The 20589-nt window shown below is 70.7% G+C and carries 14 protein-coding genes and 1 pseudogene; 10 read left to right on the plus strand and 5 right to left on the minus strand.

Translation table 11 applies throughout. From position 1 onward, the window contains the following. Positions 1-21: 21 nt before the first annotated feature. On the minus strand, positions 22-2163 hold the full coding sequence (locus ACGF5O_RS27350) for a SpoIIE family protein phosphatase (protein ID WP_393812515.1): 2142 nt from the start codon (positions 2161-2163) through the stop codon (positions 22-24). 211 nt (positions 2164-2374) lie between these two features. Here ACGF5O_RS27350 and ACGF5O_RS27355 point away from each other — a divergent pair, with 211 nt between their 5' ends. Together ACGF5O_RS27355 and ACGF5O_RS27360 are read left to right on the plus strand one after the other, a co-directional pair. After that, entirely contained in the window at positions 2375-2977 is a 603-nt protein-coding gene (locus ACGF5O_RS27355; protein WP_393812516.1) for a winged helix-turn-helix domain-containing protein, read from the plus strand. Positions 2978-2991: 14 nt separating this feature from the next. Further along, the gene (locus ACGF5O_RS27360) at positions 2992-4230 is read left to right on the plus strand and encodes an MFS transporter (RefSeq protein ID WP_393812517.1); all 1239 of its coding nucleotides are present in this window, start codon (positions 2992-2994) and stop codon (positions 4228-4230) included. A gap of 121 nt (positions 4231-4351) precedes the next feature. On the opposite strand, the gene ACGF5O_RS27365 is transcribed toward ACGF5O_RS27360, so the two are convergent. Next, the gene (locus ACGF5O_RS27365) at positions 4352-5374 is read right to left on the minus strand and encodes a LacI family DNA-binding transcriptional regulator (protein WP_393812518.1); all 1023 of its coding nucleotides are present in this window, start codon (positions 5372-5374) and stop codon (positions 4352-4354) included. Between the two features lie 375 nt (positions 5375-5749). Between ACGF5O_RS27365 and ACGF5O_RS27370 the strand changes: the two genes are divergently transcribed. From ACGF5O_RS27370 to ACGF5O_RS27405, 8 genes are all read left to right on the plus strand, one after another. After that, positions 5750-7021: an ABC transporter substrate-binding protein gene (locus ACGF5O_RS27370; protein ID WP_393812519.1), complete on the plus strand. Its 1272-nt coding sequence runs from the start codon at positions 5750-5752 to the stop codon at positions 7019-7021. 86 nt (positions 7022-7107) lie between these two features. Continuing rightward, positions 7108-7980 carry a carbohydrate ABC transporter permease gene (locus ACGF5O_RS27375; protein WP_393812520.1) on the plus strand — a complete coding sequence of 291 codons (873 nt, stop codon included), beginning with the start codon at positions 7108-7110 and terminating at the stop codon, positions 7978-7980. A gap of 15 nt (positions 7981-7995) precedes the next feature. Then, positions 7996-8922, plus strand: a complete 927-nt coding sequence (locus tag ACGF5O_RS27380; protein ID WP_393812521.1) for a carbohydrate ABC transporter permease — start codon at positions 7996-7998, stop codon at positions 8920-8922. A gap of 108 nt (positions 8923-9030) precedes the next feature. Continuing rightward, the gene (locus ACGF5O_RS27385) at positions 9031-9909 is read left to right on the plus strand and encodes a glycoside hydrolase family 43 protein (protein WP_393812522.1); all 879 of its coding nucleotides are present in this window, start codon (positions 9031-9033) and stop codon (positions 9907-9909) included. 237 nt (positions 9910-10146) lie between these two features. Next, positions 10147-12624 (plus strand): carbohydrate binding domain-containing protein, encoded by a 2478-nt coding sequence (locus ACGF5O_RS27390; protein WP_393812523.1) that lies wholly within the window; start codon positions 10147-10149, stop codon positions 12622-12624. Between the two features lie 158 nt (positions 12625-12782). Next, positions 12783-13286 carry a DUF1203 domain-containing protein gene (locus ACGF5O_RS27395; RefSeq protein WP_393812524.1) on the plus strand — a complete coding sequence of 168 codons (504 nt, stop codon included), beginning with the start codon at positions 12783-12785 and terminating at the stop codon, positions 13284-13286. Between the two features lie 109 nt (positions 13287-13395). Beyond that, positions 13396-13611: a DUF4177 domain-containing protein gene (locus ACGF5O_RS27400; protein ID WP_089106991.1), complete on the plus strand. Its 216-nt coding sequence runs from the start codon at positions 13396-13398 to the stop codon at positions 13609-13611. Between the two features lie 342 nt (positions 13612-13953). Beyond that, positions 13954-18228 (plus strand): discoidin domain-containing protein, encoded by a 4275-nt coding sequence (locus tag ACGF5O_RS27405; RefSeq protein WP_393812525.1) that lies wholly within the window; start codon positions 13954-13956, stop codon positions 18226-18228. 62 nt (positions 18229-18290) lie between these two features. Here the strand turns inward: ACGF5O_RS27405 and ACGF5O_RS27410 are convergent, their stop codons facing one another. The 3 genes and pseudogenes from ACGF5O_RS27410 to ACGF5O_RS27420 form a co-directional block, all read right to left on the minus strand. Next, the gene (locus tag ACGF5O_RS27410) at positions 18291-18557 is read right to left on the minus strand and encodes an FG-GAP repeat protein (protein ID WP_393812712.1); all 267 of its coding nucleotides are present in this window, start codon (positions 18555-18557) and stop codon (positions 18291-18293) included. A 63-nt stretch (positions 18558-18620) separates the two neighbouring features. After that, positions 18621-18689: pseudogene (locus ACGF5O_RS27415) on the minus strand (hypothetical protein); the annotation flags it as partial. Positions 18690-18809: 120 nt separating this feature from the next. Then, positions 18810-20441, minus strand: coding sequence for a phosphodiester glycosidase family protein (locus ACGF5O_RS27420; RefSeq protein ID WP_393812526.1), 1632 nt, complete (start codon positions 20439-20441; stop codon positions 18810-18812). Positions 20442-20589: the final 148 nt, after the last annotated feature.

A 20589-nucleotide genomic window follows, 5' to 3' on the forward strand; every position in this document is an offset into this window, starting at 1 on the left:
GCTCTCGGCGCGGCACCGGCGCTATCCCTCCAGTTCCGCCCAGACGGCCTTGCCGGTGTCGGTCCACCGAACCCCCCAGCGCGTGGTCAGTTTGTGGACGACGTGCAGGCCCCGCCCGCCGTCGTCGAGCGGGTCACCGCGGCGCAGCCGCGGCCGGCCGTTGCCGGTGTCGCCGACCTCGCAGGTCAGCCGGTTCCCGGCGCGCACCAGCCGCACCGTCACCGGCCCGGTGCCGAACCGGACGGCGTTGGTGACCAGTTCGCTGACCACCAGCAGCGCACCGTCCCGGGCCTGCTCGCCCAGGTGCCAACGGCGCAGGAGGGGCGAGGCCAGGGCGCGGGCGCGGGCGGCGGTGTCGTCACGGGCGGGCAGCCGCCAGGTGGCGGTGTCCCGGCCGCGGCGCCCGGCCATCCGCGCGAGCAGCAGGGTGACGTCGTCGCGCAGCGGCTCCTGCGGACCCAGCCGGGCGACCACGCGACGCGCGGCCTGCTGCAGATCGTCCCAGGGATGCACGTCGCGCACCACGTCCGTCAGCCGGCCGATGCCGTCGTCGATCGAGGCCGCCGGATCCTCCACCAGGCCGTCGGTGTAGAGGACGAGGAGCGAACCGGGCGGCGCGGCGAACTCGTGCACCTCGAACGGCTCCCGTACGACGAACTCCGCTCCGAGGGCCGGGTGCGGCTGTGCCGCGACCGTCTCCGCGGAGCCGTCGGGATGCACCAGGAGCGGGGGCAGGTGGCCGGCGTTGGAGATCAGTACCTTGTGGTCGACCGGATCGTAGACCGCGATGCAGCACGTCGAGCCCAGCGCGCTGTACCCGGCGGCGAGGCCCGCGTCCGTGTCGTCCAGCAGGGTGACGGTCTCGTCCAGCCGCTCCAGCACCTCCCCGGGTCCCAGTCCCGCCGACAGCAGCGCCCGCGCCTCCATGCTCAGCTGGCCCATGGCCGCCGCGGCCCCCAGCCCGTGCCCCACGACGTCACCCACCACCAGCGCGGTACGGTCCCCCGGCAGCGGAAAGCTGTTCACCCAGTCGCCGCCGACGCCCGCGCTGTCCGGGGTGGTGGGCTCGTACACGCTGGCGACCTCGATGGTGTCGCTGCCGGCCCGCGGCAGCAGCCGCCGCTGCAACGCCAGGACCTGGGCGTGCTCACGCTGGTGCTGGCGGGCCAGGTCCACGTGCCGGGCGGTCTTGGCGACGAGTTCCTGGAGGTCGAGCAGTTCGGCGTCGCCGAAGAGGCACTCCGGGCGCCGCCAGACCTCCGTCACGCCCAGCACGATGGGCCTCGGCGCGCCCTCCGGTCCCTCCACGACCAGCGGTATGCAGGCGACGCTCACCGGCCGGTTGCCGGGCACCAGGGCCCGCACCAGCAGCGGATCGCCCAGGACCCGTTCGATCGCCGCACGGTCGGGGATGACGACCGCGTGGGGAACGTCGTCGCGCATGACCGCGCCGGCCAGCAGACGGCTCGCCTCACGGGGAAGGTTGTCCCCGGGCGTCAGATACCCCTCGGGCCAGGCCCGGTCCGGCACCAGGGCCGCGCGCCGCAGCCGGATGCGGTCCTGCGCCTGCTCGGTGACGGCCTCGCCGGTCCACACGGCGTAGTCCAGGTTGACGGCGGCCACGTCCCCCCAGGCCAGCAGGGACTGGGCCAGCGACTGGGCGGTCTCCCCGATGTCCAGGGACGTGCCGATCGCGGTGGCCGAGGCGTACAGGTGCAGCCGTTTGGCCATGGCGATCAGCGAGACGGTCAGGCCCTCCTGCGGCGGTGCGGCCGGCAGGATGCTCATCGAGACCACCAGCTCCGTCCCGTCGTCCCGCAGCAGCCGCTGGACCCGGGCGACATGCGCCTCCCGCGTCTTCAGGACCCGTCGCAGCCGTTGCGTGACCGTCGGTACGTCCCCGGGCGGCAGCAGATCGGCGAAGGCGGTGCCCGGCGCGGCGCTCACCCCCGCGAACGGGGCGGCGTCCAGATTGGAGCCGCTGATCCGCAGATCCGGGCGGAGACCGACCACCGCGAGAATCTGTTCCCCGTCCTCGGCCTCGCTGTCGGCCCCCAGGGGGTGCTGCCTGCCCACCACCGTCGCTCCGCCCTTCGGGATGTAGTCCCCCAGGGCGCCGCTGACCGTGTCGAACGGCGAAGCAGAGGAGGGTGTGGGGTCCATGCAGCTCACACAGCTCGCTGACTCCGGCGCGTACCGGCAGATCTTCCCGAGTCCATGCGGGCGGGTCCGGAGAACCCTCTCCCGCACATCTCATGAGTAACACAAATACCCTGCTCACCGAAGGGATAAAAGTGATCAAAACAACATAAGTCGTGAGTAACGCCAGGACCGGCCGCTTGTAAAGGTTTCTTTAGAAAGATACCTTTACATCATGGACCGGCGACAGCTCACCGACCCGCGTGCGCTCCGCGCGTACGCCCATCCGTTCCGCCTGACGCTCATCGGGCTGCTGCGCAGGGAAGGCGCGATGACCGCCACCCGGGCGGCCGAGCTGACGGGGGAGTCGGTGGCCGGCTGCTCGTACCACCTGCGGATGCTGGCCAAGTACGGGCTCGCGGAGCAGACCGGCGAAGGGCAGGGCAGGGAGAAACCCTGGCGGGCGACGGCGTCGTCCACCTCCTGGCCCGGCTACACGGCGGACCCCGAGGTGCGGGAGGCCGCCACCGCGCTCAGCCTCGCGCTCGTCGAGCGGTACTTCACCGAGGCGACCCGCTGGCTGGAGAACCGGCACACCGAGCCCGCGGACTGGCAGGAGGCGGCACCGCTGGGCGACGCCACGATCTTCGTCACCGCCGCCGAGCTCAAGGAACTCGACGAGCAGGTGTGGGAACTGCTCCGCCCCTACCTCCGCCGCACCGAGGATCCGGAACAGCGTCCCGCCGCGTCCCGCCGCGTGTCGTACGTCCACTTCGGCCACCCGGCACGGGAGTTCGGCACGCCGACCCACGACGAGACGCAGGAACCGCACGCGTGAGCCCGGCCGGACGGTTGCCCGCCCTCTTACGCGAGCAGGCCTTCCGCCGTTACTGGACCGGGCAGACCGTCTCGCTCTTCGGCGACCAGATCACCCAGATCGCCCTGCCCCTGCTCGCCGTCCTGACCCTGGACGCGGGCCCGGCCCAGATGGGGTGGCTGACGGCAGCCGGGCTCCTGCCGAACCTGCTGTTCTCCGTCCACGCCGGTGTCCGGGCGGACCGCAGCGGGCGACGCCGGCGCATGATGATCGCCGCAGACCTCGGGCGGGCGCTGACACTGGCCTCGGTCCCGGTCGCCTGGGCGCTGGGCCTGCTCGGCCTCGGCCAGCTCTACGCGGTCGCGTTCACGGCCGGCGCCCTGAGCGTGCTGTTCGACGTGTGCAACGCCGCGCTGTTCGTCTCCCTGGTGCCCGCCGACCGCTACGTCGAGGGAAACTCCCTGCTCAACGGCAGCCGGGCCATGTCCTACGTGGGCGGTACCAGTGCCGCGGGACTGCTGGTGCAACTCCTGTCCGCCCCCGTCGCGCTGCTCGCCGACACCGCCTCCTACCTGGCGTCGGCCTGGCAACTGTCCCGTATCCACCCCGTCGAACCACCGGCCGCCACCCACGCCGAGGGCGGCCTCACGGCCGGCTTCCGCCACCTCGGCCGGTCCCGGATCCTGCGCGGCTACTACGGGGCGGTGACCACGCTCAACCTGTTCAACTTCGCCTTCCAGGCCGTCTTCGTCCTCTACGCCACCACCGAACTCGGACTCGGCCCGGGCCTCCTGGGCGCCGTGCTCGGCTGCGGCGCCGTCGGCTCGGTGCTCGGAGCCCTGCTGACGGGCAGGATCGTGCGCAGGCTCGGAACCGGACGGGCGGCACTCCTCGGCCTCTTCGCCTTCCCGGCGCCACTCGTGCTGGTCCCGCTGGCCCAGGGCCCCGTTCTCGCCACGGCGACGTGCCTGCTGCTGGCGGAGTTCGGCTCCGGATTCGGCGTCATGCTCCTGGACATCGCCGGCGGATCCCTGACCGCGTCGCTGATCCCCGACACCCTGCGATCCCGCGTCGCCGGAGCCGCCCGCCTCTTCGGCTACGGCATCCGCCCCGTCGGCGCACTGGCAGGCGGCTGGCTCGGCTCGGCGATCGGTCTGCGCCCCACCCTCTGGATCGCCACCGCGGGCGCACTGCTCGGCCTGGTGTGGGCACTGCCCTCCGGAACCCTCCGGCCCGCGCGCCCGACACCCACCGACGTCCGGCCGGCGGACTGAGGAACCGCCTGCCCCCTGCACCGGCCCGTCCCCGGCGCGGCTCCCGCGGGCTGGGAGGGCGCCGCCGTCCGCGCCGGATCGGTCGACCGAAAGACGTCCGGCCGGGCCGGTCTCGATCCGCTCAGGAGGCGGCGGTGGCGGAGGGTGGGGCCGTGGAGTTGCGGATCACGAGTTGGGTGCCGACCTCGATGTGATCCATGAGCAGTTTCTGGCCCTCGACGAGGGAGAGCAGCGCGCGGGCCGCCTTCTGGCCCATGTCGTGCAGGGGCTGGCGCACGGTGGTCAGGCCGGGGAAGCTCTGCGCCGCCTGGGGGAGGTCGTCGAAGCCGACGACCGAGAAGTCGTCGGGAACCTTGAGGCCGTGGGCCCGCGCGGCGTCGACGGCGCCTAGCGCCATCAGGTCGGCCCCGGCGACGATCGCCGTGGGGGCGTGGTCGGCGATCAGGCGGGTGGCCGTGCGGAATCCGCAGGCGTAGGAGAAGTCGCAGGACGCGACCATGCGGGCGTCCACCTCCAGCCCGGCCAGCCGCATCGCGTCCTCGAAGCCCTGGAAGCGGACGGACGTGCTTTCGAGGTCCTCCTCGCCCCGGAGGTAGGCGATGCGGGTGTGGCCGAGGTCGATCAGGTGCTGGGTGCCCTGCCGCATGCCGTGGTAGTTGTCGACGGTCAGCCGGGGCAGGGGCACGTCCAGGCGGCGCGGGTCGATGATGACGCAGGGCAGGGTCTGGCGGCGCAGCAGCTCGACCGTCTCGTCCTCCAGGACCGGCGCGATCATCAGGACGCCGTCGACGAGGCCGCGGCCCAGGAACTCGATGCGGTCCTTCTCGCGTACGGCGTCGTGGTAGGAGGCGTTGACCAGCAACTCCTGTTCCGCGTCGGCCAGTTCGTCGGCGACGCCGCGCAGGATCTCCAGCCCGTACTGGCTGGTGAGGTCGAGGGCGATGAGTCCGATCAGTCCGGTGCGGCTGGCCTTGAGGTTCCGTGCCGAGACGTTGGGCCGGTATCCGAGGCGGCCGGCGACCTCCATGACGCGGCGGCGGGTCTCCTCGGAGGCGCCGGGCTTGCCGTTCATGACGTTGGACACGGTCATCGCGGAGACGCCGGCCTCCGCGGCCACCCGCGCGATGGTCACCCGCTCTGCCACTCCAACTCCTCCTGCCTGTACGGCACATGGGCCGAACCGGAACTCCGTCGTGCCGGCTCACCCAACCATGGTACTCCGGGAAACTTCCAGGAAACTGTAACGATAAGGCTGGGGCGATCCCGAGTGAAACCCCGTGTGGGCTTGGGCCGTGCGACCGCCGGGACTACGGGCGTCGGCCACAGAAAGTTACGTATAGATGTCGCCTAAGTTTTGCGTTACAGTTCCCGGCCATCGGCACGAAACGATTGCCGCAACTCGGGTCCACCGACCTCCTTTCCGCCGTATCGGCGCTGTACCCACACGGATGCAGGCCGACCGGATCAACCCCTTCAGACATGACAAGTCGGTCCGTACCGACGATGGGTGAGGTGTGCAATGAAGCGTTCCGGGAGACGTGTCGCGGTCGCCACCGCGGTGGCCGCGGCCATGGCGATGTCGCTGGCCGCGTGCGGAGGCGGGTCGAGCGGCGCGTCCGGTGACGGCACGGTGACCCTGCACGTCCAGGCGTGGAAGGGCGGCGGTGCCGAGCCGGCGAACGTCGCGGAGATCAACAAGGCGTTCGAGAAGGCTCACCCGAAGATAAAGATCGACTTCGAGTACATCACGGCGAACGACACCTACGTCCAGAAGCTCCAGCCCGAGCTGCTGGGCGGCAAGGCCGGCGACGTGATCATGGTCGACACGGACAAGATGAAGAAGTGGGGTGCCTCCGGCTACCTCGCCGACCTGTCCCAGGAGTCCTGGGCGAGCAAGATAGCCCCCGATGCCAAGCCCTTCGCGCAGACCGACGGCAAGACCCTCGCCATGCCGATGGAGCTGATCGGCATCGGCCTGTACGCCAACATGGACCTGCTGAAGAAGGCCGGCATCACCGAGGTCCCCGCCGACTGGCCGACCTTCCTCACCGACCTCGCCAAGCTCAAGAAGGCCGGCATCAACCCCATCTCCCTTCCCGACAAGTCGGGTTGGACCGGCAGCTCGGTGTTCCAGGCGAGCGGATCGACCGTCGTCTACCAGAAGAACAAGCAGTGGGACTCCGACTTCCTCGGCGGCAAGGCCTCCTTCGACCCGGACTGGCAGGGACCGCTGGACCAGTTGAAGACCCTGGAGGACAAGGGCTACGTCGACTGGAAGAACGAACTCGGCGTCGACGAGTGGTCCCAGGGCCCGCAGAACTTCAGCGCCGGCAAGAGCGCCTTCTGGTACCAGGGCGCGTGGCAGGTCTCCAACGTCGAGAAGGCCGGTTTCCCGGTCTCGTTCGCGCCCTGGCCGGGCGGTGCCGCGGGCACCGAGCCCAACGGGATGCTCTTCTCCGGCACGATGTGGGCCGTCAACTCGCAGTCGCAGCAGGGTGACGCGGCCCGCGAGTACGTGGACTTCTGGTCGCAGAGCGAGAACCTCGCCAAGTACCTCGACGCAGAGCACGCGGAGTCGCCGTTCACGGGCGGCACGACGCCCGAGAGCACCGCGACCACCGCGTTCACCACGGCCTTCAAGGACGGCCGTTACCGGATCCTGCCCTCCAACTCCTGGTACGGCGCGACCGCCGAGACCGCAGTCGGCTCCAAGATCCAGGCCTATCTGCTGGGCAAGTCGTCCGCCGCGCAGACCCTCAAGGACATCCAGACCGCGGCGTCCGCGAAGTAACCCGTCCCCTGGCCGACCGTGGCGGGGCGCGACCGGCGGCTCCCGACCGCCCCCGCCACGGCCGTCCGGGCAAGAGGAGGACCCCCGTGATCCATCGCCGGCGCGCCACCATGGCCGCCTTCCTGCTTCCGGCGATCGCCGTATACGCCACCTTCATGCTGTATCCGCTGGCCCGCGGCGTCTACCTGAGCATGACCGACAGCCTCGGCGGACCGATCGCCCACTTCGTCGGCACCGAGCAGTACCGTGCCATGGCCGACGACCCGGACGTCACCGCCGCCCTGTGGCACACCGTCCTGTACGCGGCCGTCGTCGTGGTCGTCCAGAACGGCCTCGGCCTGCTCTTCGCGAGCCTGCTCTTCCGCCGGCCGAAGGTCCGCAAGGCGCTCAGCGTGGTGCTGCTGACCCCGACCCTGGTGTCACCGGTGATGGCCGCGTTCATCTGGTCGTACCTGTTCGCCCCGGACGGCGGCATCAACGCCCTCCTCGGCCTGGTCGGCCTGCACTCGCTGGAGCACGTCTGGCTCGGCGACACCTCCACCGCCCTGTACGCGGTGGCCGCCGTCAACATCTGGATGTTCGCGGGCTACTCCTGTGCCATCTTCCTGGCCGGCTACATGAGCCTGCCCACCGAACTCCTCGACGCCGCCGCGGTCGACGGCGCGGGCGGCTGGCGGCGCTTCCGCGCCATCGAGTGGCCGATGCTGGCCCCGGCGCTCACCGTGAACGTGACGCTCAGCCTCATCGGTTCCCTGAAGGTCTTCGAGTTCCCGCTGGTGCTCACCAACGGCGGCCCGGCCGGCGCCACCGAGACCCTGACCACCCTCGTCTACCGGAACGTGTTCGGCGGCGGGAAGTTCGCCCTCGGTATCGCCATCTCCGTACTCCTCCTGGTGACCGTGGTCGTCCTGTCCAGCGCCACCTCCTCCCTGCTCCGCCTGCGCGAGCGACGAATCTGACGGGCGGATACGACCATGACCTCGCACACCCTGCCCCCCAAGACCAAGACCAAGACCGACACCCGGCCCTCCGCGTCCCGGCCACGGGCCGGCGCCGCCCCCGTCCGCTCCGGCACCACCCGGCGCCGGATCCTCGGCGGCCTGGGCACCGTGCTGCTCTGCCTCGGCGTGCTGGTGTTCGTGCTGCCCTTCGTGTTCACCGTGCTCACCTCGCTGCGGACCGCGGCGGACGTGGCCCGCGCCCCGCTCGGCATCCCGCACACCTTCACCCTGAAGAACTTCTCCGCCGCCTTCTCGCAGATCCACTACGGCCGCAGCGCCCTGAACACCCTGCTCATCACCGGTCTGTCGTGCCTGAGCATCACCGTGCTCGGCTCCCTGGCCAGCTACCCGCTCGCCCGCATCTCCCAGGGCTGGTCCACCTGGGTGTACCGGCTGTTCATCGTGGGCACCTCGGTGCCGGTCTTCGTGGTCGTGGCACCGCTGTACCTGCTGATGCGGGACCTGAACCTGCTGGACAACTACGCGGGCGTGGTCTTCGTCTACACGGCGATGTTCCTGCCGGTCGCGGTGTTCTTCTACACCAGTTTCATCCGCTCGATCCCCCCGGACCTGGAGGAGGCCGCCGCGCTGGACGGCTGCGGGGCGCTGCGCACCTTCTTCACGGTCATCCTGCCGCTGTTGCGTCCGATCACCAGCACGCTGCTGACCTTCGTCTCCCTCCAGGTGTGGAACGACCTGATCGTCCCGCTGGTGTTCCTCCAGGACCCCGACAAGCGGACGGTCATGGTGAACGCGTACTCGTTCATCGACCCGCACACGGTGCAGCCGACCACCCTCTTCCCGGCCGCCCTGCTCGGTGTCCTGCCGCTGTTCCTGATCTTCGTCTTCCTGCAGCGTCACGTGGTCGCCGGCCTGTCCGCCGGCGCCGTCAAGTCCTGACCCCCGCACACCGGTTCACCCCCCCGGCGCCGTGCCCCGCACCGTCGTCCGGCCGTTCCGCCATGCCCTGCCGCCACCAGTCCCGACATCCCGGAAGGACCCCCACCGATGTACGTGGTCTCCTATTTCACCGACGCGGACGAGGCGCTGCACCTCGCTTACAGTCACGACGGCGAGGAGTTCGCGGCGGTGAACGGTGGCCGCCCCGTCCTGCGGGGGACCGTCGGTACCGGACGGCTGCGGGACCCGTTCATCGGGGTCGGCCCCGACGGTCTGTTCCATCTGCTGGCCACCGACGGCTGGACGAGCCCGTACATCGTCCACGCCACCTCGGCCGACCTGGTCAGCTGGTCCGAGCAGCGGCTGGTGCCGGTGATGGCCCGGGTGGCGGGCGCCCTCAACGCCTGGGCCCCGGAGTTCTTCCTGGACCGCGCCACCGGGCTGTACCACCTCATCTGGTCGTCCGTCGTCGAACCGGGCCACACGGCCGAGGGCCGCGACTTCGAGCACATCAGCCAGGACCACCGGATCTGGCACTGCACCACCCAGGACTTCCGCACCTACTCCGCACCCGGCGTCTTCTTCGACCCGGGCCACTCCGTCATCGACGCCACCGTCCGTGAACTGGACGGCGGCGGCTTCGTGATGGCCTTCAAGGACGAGCGCGGGGTCAACGACCGCGACACCGCGCACAAGGACATCCACCTGACCACCTTCGGCAGCCCCGGCGGCCCGTACGCCGCGCCGGCGGGTCCGGTGACACCTTCCCTGGTGGAGGGACCGTCGCTGTTCCGCCGCGGCGACGAATGGATCATGATCTTCGACCACTTCCTGGAAGGACGTTACGGGGCGGCCCGCAGCAGGGACGGCGTGGCGTGGGAGCCGGTCGCCCTCTCCTTCCCGCCGGGCATGCGGCACGCCTCGGTCCTGGAGACGTCCACCCCCGTACTGGAGACCACCGTCGCGGACGCGCTCGCCGCGCGCTGAGCGCTCCGCCGGAAGCGCCGCGACGGCCCGCGGACCGTCTGCGGCGCCATCGCGGCTGGTCGCGCCGTTCCTCCCCCCCACACACACTTCGCCCGACCTGCTCGGCTCCGCTGCCGCAGCACGGCGGCCACGGATTCCGGACGCATCCGCAGCCCCTCGGCGTCGCGCCCGGTGCACATGAAACCGCGTCACAACCCGTGGCGCGGAGGATTCGATCACCCAGCAAGGAGCGTCGCGATGAAGAGTCGCAGACCGACGCGTCCGGTCCGCCGGGCAGCACGCGTTCTGGCCCTGCTAGCCACCCTGGCGGGAGCCCTCGTGCTCCCGGTCCAGTCCGCCATGGCGGCGGGTACCACCTACTACGTCGACTGCTCCGCCTCCGGCAACGGCAGCGGCACCCAGGCGAGTCCATGGAACGCGGTCGGCAGCGTCAACAGCACCACCTTCGCCGCCGGTGACAGCATCCTGTTCGCCGCCGGCACCACCTGCACAGGCCAGCTCACCCCGGGCGGCTCGGGTACCTCGGGCAGCAACATCTCGATCGGCGCCTACGGCTCCGGCGCCAAGCCGGTCATCGACGCGGCCGGTGCCACCGGCGCGGTCATCAAGCTGCTCAACCAGCAGTACTGGGACATCGGCGGCCTGGAGCTGATCGACAACGCCTCCTCGCCCGCCTACCGCTCCGGCGTCCTCGCCGAGAACAGCTCGGGCGGCGTCCTGCACCACATCCGGGTGCACGACATGTACATCCACAACATCGCGGGCTACGGCGGCGGCTGGTACTCCACCAACGCGGGCGTCGGCGTCCAGACCGACCACACCACCCCGGTCTCCACCTGGGACGACGTGGTGATCGAGAACAACACCTTCGACCACGTCGACCGCATAGCGGTGGCCGTCACCCCCGACGGGGACGGCCAGGGCACCGGTCTGACCACGAACACCGTCATCCGCAACAACACGATGACCTACGACGGCGCCGACGACATCCTCGTCGTGAAGAACGACGGCGCCCTGATCGACGGCAACAAGGCGGGCTACGGCGGCGCCAAGTCCACCTGCCCGCCGTCCGGCCAGTACTGCAACGGCGCCTCCGCCGGCATCTGGATGTCCGGCAGCAGCAACACCGTCGTCCAGAACAACGAGGTGTACTGCCACGTCAACGGCGCCGACGGCACCGGCTTCGACGTGGACTGGGGCAACCACAACACCACCTTCCAGTACAACTACAGCCACCAGAACCTCGGCGGCTTCCTGCTGGTGATGCCCCCCTTCACCATCGCCAACGAGCCCACCTCGACGGTGCCCAGCGACGGCACGGTGGTCCGCTACAACATCAGCGAGAACGACGGCAGCAACTCCGGCTGCCCCACCTCCGGCACCCAGACCCACGGCGGCGGAGTCCTGCACTTCGTGGGCGGCGTCCCGAACCAGAGCGGCAGCTCCAGCGCCGTCCCGCTCTTCTACAACAACACCTTCTCCGTCCGGGACGGCCTGTCCACCCCGATCCTGTACTCCCGCTCCGGCACCTCCATCAGCGGCGCCCTGTCCTTCCAGAACAACGCCGTCTTCAACTACGGCTCCGGCAACTACTTCACCACCACCGGCACCTCGACCTACTCCAACAACCTCTTCTACGGCAACCACCCCTCCCGCGAGCCCGCCGACGCCGCGAAGGTGACCACCGACCCCGAGTTCCGCAACCCGGGCAACGCCAACACCTCGTCGTCGTACACCGGCAAGAACGCCTACCAGGTGCACGCCTCCTCCCCGGTGATCCGGGCCGGCACGGTGATCAGCTCCAACGGCGGCCAGGACGCCTTCGGCAACGCCGTCTCCGCCACGGCCGCCCCCAACATCGGCGCGTACAACGGCACCGGCGGCAACCTGCTCTCCAACGCGGGCTTCGAGACGGGTGCGTTGAGCCCTTGGACCCAGGCGAGCGGCACCTCCTCGTCCGTGACCGCGGCCAACGCCCACACCGGCAGCGACGCGCTGACCACAGCCGCGAGCGGCAGCGGCGCCAACCAGGCCATCACCGGCCTCAGCCCGAGCACCACCTACCTGCTGACCGGCTGGGCCAAGGTCGCCACCGCGGGCGAGACCCTCGCCATCGGCGTGAAGAACTTCGGCGGGACGGAGACCTACACCAACATCGCGACGACGTCGTACAGCCAGGCGGCCGTCCTGTTCACCACCGGCTCTTCGAGCACCACGGCCACGGTCTACTGCTGGAAGAACGCCGGCGGCAGCGGCGCGGGCTACTGCGACGACCTCGCGGTGGAGCCCCTGTCCTCCGCCACCAACGCGATCACCAACCCCGGCTACGAGACCGGCGCGCTGACCCCCTGGGCCCAGTCCACCGGTACGGCGTCGAGCGTGGTGGCCTCCAACGCCCGCTCCGGCACCTACGCGCTCCAGACCGGGGTCAGTGCCAGCGGCGCCATCCAGACCGTCAGCGGTCTCACCTCCAGCGGCAGCTATCTGCTGGTCGGCTGGGCCAAGGTGGCCACGGCCGGTGAGGAGGTCGCGGTCGGCGTGAAGAGCTTCGGCGGTACCGAGACGTACCTGCGGGCCTCGACCACGTCCTACGCCCAGCAGCCCCTCTTCTTCACCACGGGCGTCTCCACCACCTCCGCCGGTGTCTACTGCTACAAGAACTCCGGTTCGGCTGCCGGTTACTGCGACGACTACTCGCTGATCAAGCTCCCCTGACGAGCACCGATCCCGAAGAGTGAAGTTCCCCTCGAAGAGGCGGGCCGGGTCGCCCCGGCCCGCCTCTTCGCGCTCCGGGGCGCACGGCCGTCCCCGGACGGACATCGGGGTCCGATACCCGCCAGCGCCCCGCGTCGCCCCGCGCCACGCTGAACACCATGACCACGACCTTCCCGCCCGTCCCCATCCCCTCCGCGACCCTCCGGGAACTCCGCGTCCGCGACGACGCCGGGAAGCCGCCGAGTCCGTACGCGGACGACGAAGGCGGCGCGCCACTGCGCTGCTGCCTGCGATCCAGCACCGTGGGAGACCGGATCGCCCTGCTCTCCTACGCCCCGCTGCGCCGTTGGGCGGCACGGACCGGCGCCGACCCCGGGGCCTACGACGAGCAGGGGCCGGTCTTCGTCCACGCCGAGGACTGCGGCGGCCCGGCCGGCGAGCACCCCGGCTACCCCTGGGCCCGCCCCGGCGCACTGCGCGTCCTGCGCCGCTACGACAGCCGGGGGCACATCACCGGCGGTCGCCTCCTGGAGCTTCCCGACGACGCCCAGGCGGCGTTCGCCCACGCGCTGGCCGAGGCCTTCGCCGACTCCGCAACCGCCCAAGTGCACGTGCGTGCCGTCGAGTACGGCTGCTACCACTTCCGCGTGGACCGCCCCTGAAGCAGCGAAACCCGGGCCCTGCGCTGCGCCACGGCACCCGGGGATGATTGGCTGGCCCTGGCCGATTCCAACCCCGACCCGGCTCTGCCGGCAGGAGGACCCCGCAGTCATGAGCAGTGCCTACGCCTACGAGTACAAGGTCGTCACGTTCCGGGAGTCGCTGATCGGCGACGCGCTGGACAGCGACAAACTGGAGAAGGTCCTCAACAAGCACGCCGAGGACGGCTGGGCCCTCAAGGCCATCACCTCCGCCGACGTCAAGGGCCGCATAGGTCCCGGAGCCGTCGAGGGCCTGCTCCTGACCTTCGAGCGCCCGCGCGGCTGACCACGACGCAGCCGACAGCAAACCGAACGCCCCTGGACCCGCCGAGGTCCGGGGGCGTTCGTCGTGCTTCCCTGCAATAATTTGCGCTTTTTGCGCTCACTTGCGTCATGAGGCGCAAGTTCGGGGTGCGGCTTTCCTGCCCGCCCCTCTGGTAGCGGGCGATGCGTGGGTGCTTCTGGTGAAATTTGTGCAGTCCTGGCAGTAGACGGGTTCACATCGCTCTGCAATATTTCGATGAAACAATGCAAAAGTCTGCGTATTGAGTCGCCGCACCACTCCGCCAGGAACGAGCCGCCCTCGCCGCCCCACCGGCGCGCGAGCCTCCGCAGGAAGTGACCCCGCATGACTCGACACAAGCCGAGATCCCGGAGACGCCGCGCAGCGACCGCTGTGCTCGCCTCCGCCGTCATGGTTCTGGGCCTGCCGGCCGTCGGCGCACACGCGGCCGGCGGCCCGAACGCCGCCGCGGACGCGGCGACCACGGCAGGCAGCGCCCGCACCGCACACGCGGCCGTCAACGTCACCGACGGCGACACCGACACCTACTGGCAGGCCGGGAAGAAGTCGGCCCAGTGGGTCCAGACCGACCTCGGGCGGACCGAGCGCGTCCGCGAGGTCGTCCTGCGGCTGCCCGAGCAATGGCAGACCCGCAAGCAGACCCTGGCGCTCCAGGGCAGCGCCGACGGCAAGAGCTTCGCCACCCTCAAGTCGACGGCGCAGTACGTCTTCAGCCCCGGCAACGACAACACGGTCAAGGTCTCCTTCCCCGCGACCCTCGCCCGGTACGTCCGGGCCGACTTCAGCGCCAACTCGGTCGCCGGCACCGCCCAGCTCGCCGAGCTGCAGGTCCTCACGACCGCCGCCTCGACCCCCAACCTCGCCCTGGGCAAGCCCTTCAGCGAGAGCGGGCACGCCGACGTGTACGGCGCGGCCAACGCCGGTGACGGCAACCGCAACACCTACTGGGAGAGCACCAACAACGCCTTCCCGCAGTGGCTCAACGTCGACCTCGGCTCCTCGGTCCAGGTGAACCAGGTGACGCTGCGGCTGCCCAGCGGCTGGCCGAGCCGCAACCAGACGCTCAAGATCCAGGGCTCCACCGACAACCAGAACTTCACCGACCTGACGGCGTCCAAGGCGTACGCCTTCAACAGCTCCAACGACCAGTCGGCGACCGTCACCTTCGACGCGACCACCACGCGGTACGTGCGGGCGCTGTTCACCGCCAACGACGGCTGGCCCGCAGGGCAGGCGTCCGAGCTGGAGGTCTACGGACCGGCGACCGGCGACACCCAGGCGCCCACCGCCCCGGCCAACCTGGCCTACACCGAGCCGGCCACCGGGCAGATCAGGCTGACCTGGAGCGCGGCCACCGACGACACCGGCGTGACCGGTTACGACGTCTACGCCAACGGCCAGCTGCGGGCGAGCGTCGCGGGCAACGTCCTGACCTTCACCGACACCCAGCCGGCCGGCACCGACGTCACGTACTTCGTGCGGGCCAAGGACGCCGCGGGCAACGTCTCCGCCAACAGCAACAGCGTCACCCGCAAGGGGGCGACCGGCGACACCCAGGCCCCCACGGCACCCGGCAACCTCGCCTACACGCAATCCGGCAGCGACGTGAAGCTCACCTGGCAGGCGTCCAGCGACAACGTGGCGGTCACCGGCTACGACGTCTATGCCAACGACCAGCTCGTCAAGAGCGCGGCGGGTGACGTGACGACGTACACCGACACCCCGCCGGCGACGGCCACGGTCACCTACTACGTGAAGGCGAAGGACGCCGCCGGGAACGTGTCGGTGGCGAGCAACAGCGTCACCCGGCCCGGCTCCGGCGCGGGCTCCGACCTCGCCCAGGGCAAGCCCATCGAGGCCTCCTCGTACACCTTCACCTATGTCGCCGCGAACGCCAACGACGGCCAGATCGGCACCTATTGGGAGAGCGCGGGCGGCGCCTACCCGGCCACCCTCACCACCAAGCTGGGTGCCAACGCCGACCTCGGCCAGGTCGTCGTCAAGCTCAACCCGGACCCGGCCTGGTCCACCCGCACCCAGAACATCCAGGTGCTCGGCCGAGACCAGGACGCGACCACCTTCACCAGCCTCGTCGCGGCGAAGGACTACACGTTCAACCCGGCCACCGGCAACACCGTGACCATCCCGGTCTCCGGCGCCGCCGCCGACATCCAGCTCAGGTTCGCCTCCAACACCGGCGCCCCGGGCGGACAGGTCGCCGAGCTCCAGGTGATCGGCACCCCGGCCGCCAACCCGGACCTCAAGGTCGCCGGCATCACCAACTCGCCCTCCGCGCCCGTCGAGTCGGACGCCATCAGCCTCTCCGCGACCGTCACCAACAGCGGCAGCAAGGCGGCCAAGGCCACCGACCTGAACTTCACCCTCGGCGGCACCAAGGCGGCCACGGCCGACGTCCCGGCCCTCGCGGCCGGCGCCTCGACGACGGTCACCGCGAGCATCGGCAGCCGGGACGCGGGCAGTTACCCGCTCGGCGCCGAGGTGGACCCGTCCAACAAGGTCATCGAGCAGAACGAGGGCAACAACACCTTCACCCGCTCCGACGCCCTCGTCGTCAAGCCGGTCTCCAGCTCCGACCTGGTCGCCGCACCGGTCGCCTGGACGCCCTCCAGCGCCTCGGCCGGTGACACCGTCGCGTTCACGGTCGCCCTGAAGAACCAGGGGACGGTGGACTCGGCCGCCGGCGCCCACGGCGTCACACTGACCGTCAAGGACGCCAACGGCGCCACCGTCAAGACGCTCAGCGGCTCCTACAACGGCACGATCGCTTCCGGCCGGACGACCGCACCGATCAGCCTCGGTTCCTGGACGGCCGTCAACGGCAAGTACACCGTCCAGACGGTGATCGCCGACGACGCGAACGAACTGCCGGTCAAGCGCACCAACAACACCACCACCCAGAACCTGTTCGTCGGCCGGGGCGCCGACATGCCGTACGACATGTACGAGGCCGAGGACGGCACGGTCGGCGGCGGAGCCAAGGTCGTCGGACCCAACCGCACCATCGGTGACCTCGCGGGCGAGGCGAGCGGCCGCAAGGCGGTCACCCTCGACGCCACCGGCGAGTACGTCGAGTGGACCACCCGTGCCGCGACCAACACCCTGGTCACCCGCTTCGCGATCCCCGACGGCACCGACGCCACCCTCGACGTCTACGTGGACGGCCAGTTCCTCAAGGCGATCGACCTCACCTCGAAGTACGCCTGGCTCTACGGCAACGAGACCGCGCCCGGCAACTCGCCCGGCTCCGGCGCCCCGCGCCACATCTACGACGAGGCGAACCTGCTGCTCGGCAAGACCGTGCCGGCCGGTTCCAGGATCCGCCTCCAGAAGGACGCGGCCAACACCGCCAGTTACTACGCCGTCGACTTCGTCAACACCGAACAGGCGACGGCGAACCCCAACCCCGACCCGGCCGCCTACACGGTCCCGGCCGGATTCACCCAGCAGGACGTGCAGAACGCCCTCGACAAGGTCCGCATGGACACCACGGGCAAGCTCGTCGGCGTCTACCTGCCCGCCGGTGACTACGACACCTCCAGCAAGTTCCAGGTCTACGGCAAGGCGGTCAAGGTCGTAGGAGCCGGGCCCTGGTTCACCCGCTTCCACGCCCCCGCCTCGCAGGAGAACACCGACATCGGCTTCCGGGCCGAGTCCACGGCCAACGGCTCGACGTTCGCCGGCTTCGCCTACTTCGGCAACTACACGTCCCGGATCGACGGCCCGGGCAAGGTGTTCGACTTCTCCAACGTCTCGGACATCACCATCGACAACATCTGGGCCGAGCACATGGTGTGCCTCTACTGGGGCGCCAACACCGACAACATGACCATCTCGAACTCCCGTATCCGTGACACGTTCGCCGACGGCATCAACATGACGAACGGCTCCACGGACAACCATGTCGTCAACAACGACGCCCGCGCCACGGGCGACGACAGCTTCGCGCTCTTCTCGGCCATCGACGCCGGCGGCGCCGACGAGAAGAACAACCTCTACGAGAACCTGACCTCCACCCTCACCTGGCGCGCGGCCGGCATCGCCGTCTACGGCGGCTACGCCAACACCTTCCGCAACATCCGCGTCGCCGACACCCTCGTCTACTCCGGGATCACGATCTCCTCGCTGGACTTCGGCTACCCGATGAACGGCTTCGGCACCGATCCCACGACCGTCGAGAACGTCTCCCTGGACCGGACGGGCGGCCACTTCTGGGGCTCCCAGGTCTTCCCCGCCATCTGGGCGTTCTCCGCCTCGAAGGTGTTCCAGGGCATCCGGGTCAACGACGTCGACATCGACGACTCCACCTACGGAGGCGTCATGTTCCAGACCAACTACGTCGGCGGCCAGGCCCAGTTCCCGGTGAAGGACACCATCTTCACCGACATCTCCATCACCAACTCCAAGAAGAGCGGGGACGCCTTCGACGCCAAGTCCGGCTTCGGCATCTGGGCCAACGAGCTGCCCGAGCCCGGCCAGGGTCCCGCCGTCGGCGAGGCCACCTTCCGCAACCTGCGGATGAGCGGCAACGCCCAGGACATCAAGAACACGACCAGCACCTTCAAGATCAACATCGAGTAGGTCCCGAAGGACCTTGAAAGAGCAGGGGCGTCCCGGCGGGGACGCCCCTTCCTGCCGTGCCGTCAGCGGCCGTGCGGGGCGATGGTCTGCCCGAGACGGGCGTCGGGGACGGGGGCGTGCAGGGTGCCGCCGTCGAAGGACCACGACCGGTCGGCCGAGGGCCCGCTGCCCGCGGAGGGGAAGACCCACACTCCGCCGTTGCCGCCGTCCTCGCCGGGAGCCCCGACGACCAGGTCGTCGTAGCCGTCCCGATCGAGGTCCGCGGTGGACGTGGCCTGCCCGAAGTGGTCGCCGCTCCGGGCGAGGCCCACCACACCGGGGGTGCTCATGCTGAACGTCGCCCGGTGCGCGCGGGACAGGCCGCTCCCGGAGCCGTGCAGGACGGCGACGCAGCCGGCGCCCTGCTGCCCGCTGACGGTTCCGCCGGGGGCCGATCCCACGAGATCGCGGTATCCGTCGTTGTTGAAGTCGTCGTGCGTGACGGGCGCGGGGGCGGCGCCGGCGGGCCGGGCCGTCGCCGTGTCGGCCGCCCGGCGGAAAGCCGGGCGGCCGAAGGGGGGGACGGGGTGCCGTGCGGGTGGTCAGTCCCGGCCGGTGTGCGGCAGGACCTGGACCGTCTCGCCGACGGCCCGCTCGCCGGTGGTGTCGGACGTGGTGTTGACGAGGCTGCCGTCGACGGCCATGGCGGTGGAGCCGCCGCCGTCCAGGTTGAGCGCCTGGACCGCGCCGAGCGAGCGCATGAACCGGGCCGCCTCGGCGAGCGTGAAGCCCTCACTGACACCGGGCTGGCGGCCGTCGACGGTCACGAGGAGCAGGCGCCCGCGACCGTCGACGCCGGCCAGGGTGCGCGGTTGGCGCACGTTGGACCAGGCGAACCCGAAGGAGAGGTCGAGCGGGTCGAGCGTGCCCTCGGCGGCGGCGTCGATGTGGACCCGGCCGTCCTCGACCAGGGTCGGGGCCGCGCTGACGATGCTGTCGTCGGGGCCGAGCCGGACCTGCCTGCCCGAGGCGTCCCGGACCGTCTCGCGCAGTTCCAGCCGGCGGCCCGGCGCGGCGTGTTCGGTGAGCCAGGCGGCCGAGGTGCCGGTGCCCTGGAGGACCGAGCCGCCGGCGGGCACGGAGCCGCCGCGGTCGCCCTGGGAGACGACGGCACCGTGCCGGTCGAGGACCACCTGGACACCGGGGCCGGTCGGCAGGGGCGCCCCGAACTCGGAGGTGAACTTCACCAGGTCGTCCGCGAGCGAGCAGGTGAGGTCCTGGCGGGGCAGTTCGGTGGGTACGGTGCCGGGGAGGCCGCAGTTGCGCACCTTGCCCGGGACCCGGTTGACGCCCCGCACCGCGCGGACGGCGGAGCCGGAACGGACGGTCGCGGTGGTGGACAGGTCGGCGACCCGGACGTGCCGTCCGCCGTCGGCGAGGATCAGCGCGGCACGGGAACCGGCCGCCATGGACTGCAACTCGCCGTGCACCACGGACAGCCCGGCCGAGGTGCCCTGGACGCCGTCCGCGTCGGAGGTGACGAAGAACCCGCCGTTGACGCCGACCAGGGAGCCCAGGCGGGCGGCCACCGTCGAGGTCTTCTCGCGGTCGGCGGTGTTCCCGCCGTCGCTCACCTCGACCGTGCCGCGCAGCCGGGCCGGATCGACGACGGCGACGTGGACGCGTTCCGCGTCGGCGGGGTTGCGTCCGTCGTAGCCCGTCCACTCGACGGAGGTGCGGAAACCGGCTGCCGACATCGCCGAGCCCAGCGTCACCGCCTCGGCCTGCGTGGCGTACGCGCCGGCCCTGACCTGCCAGCCCATCGTGCCGTGCGGCGTGTCGGCGTACTGGTCCCAGGTCACCCGCTCCACGCGCGGCGTGAACCCGGCGGCCCGCACCTGCCCGGCGGTGGTGTCGGCCCACCCGCGGTCGCCCAGCGGGGCCCAGGCGGCGGCGCCCGTGAGGCGGTTGACGGCCGGAGCCTGGACGGTGACCGTCCACACACCGGCGGCCCGCGGGTCACCGAGCACCCCGGTACGGACCTCGACCCCGGGCGCTACGTACCGGGTGGTCCACGCCGCGGTGTCCGCGGTGGCGCCCCCGGTCCGCGTGCTCGCATCGGCAGGCGGAACGAACGCGACCAGGGCCAGCACGGCCCCCAGCGCGAGACCCCGCCCCGCCCTCCGGCGCCCACTTCGTACCGCGTGCCCGAACGTCCCGGCTCTGACAGACATGCCTCTCCCGACGTACGACTCGACGAGTGCGGCGCCACCCGTGTCCACTGCACCGCCCCGCCATCCCAGGCCGACTCCAAGGCCCCTGCGTGAAGCGGCGGACACCTGGTGGAGAAGCCTGTGCGACATCCGGCACACCCTCGTGCGG

This window comes from Streptomyces sp. NPDC048291, assembly GCF_043201715.1.
GTDB lineage: Bacteria > Actinomycetota > Actinomycetes > Streptomycetales > Streptomycetaceae > Streptomyces.

Coding starts and splice junctions, on each gene's coding strand:
- ACGF5O_RS27350 (WP_393812515.1), bottom strand. CDS start 2,163: ATGGACCCCACACCCTCCTCTGCTTCGCCGTTCGACACGGTCAGCGGC.
- ACGF5O_RS27355 (WP_393812516.1), top strand. CDS start 2,375: ATGGACCGGCGACAGCTCACCGACCCGCGTGCGCTCCGCGCGTACGCC.
- ACGF5O_RS27370 (WP_393812519.1), top strand. CDS start 5,750: ATGAAGCGTTCCGGGAGACGTGTCGCGGTCGCCACCGCGGTGGCCGCG.
- ACGF5O_RS27380 (WP_393812521.1), top strand. CDS start 7,996: ATGACCTCGCACACCCTGCCCCCCAAGACCAAGACCAAGACCGACACC.
- ACGF5O_RS27385 (WP_393812522.1), top strand. CDS start 9,031: ATGTACGTGGTCTCCTATTTCACCGACGCGGACGAGGCGCTGCACCTC.
- ACGF5O_RS27390 (WP_393812523.1), top strand. CDS start 10,147: ATGAAGAGTCGCAGACCGACGCGTCCGGTCCGCCGGGCAGCACGCGTT.
- ACGF5O_RS27395 (WP_393812524.1), top strand. CDS start 12,783: ATGACCACGACCTTCCCGCCCGTCCCCATCCCCTCCGCGACCCTCCGG.
- ACGF5O_RS27400 (WP_089106991.1), top strand. CDS start 13,396: ATGAGCAGTGCCTACGCCTACGAGTACAAGGTCGTCACGTTCCGGGAG.
- ACGF5O_RS27405 (WP_393812525.1), top strand. CDS start 13,954: ATGACTCGACACAAGCCGAGATCCCGGAGACGCCGCGCAGCGACCGCT.
- ACGF5O_RS27410 (WP_393812712.1), bottom strand. CDS start 18,557: ATGAGCACCCCCGGTGTGGTGGGCCTCGCCCGGAGCGGCGACCACTTC.
- ACGF5O_RS27420 (WP_393812526.1), bottom strand. CDS start 20,441: ATGTCTGTCAGAGCCGGGACGTTCGGGCACGCGGTACGAAGTGGGCGC.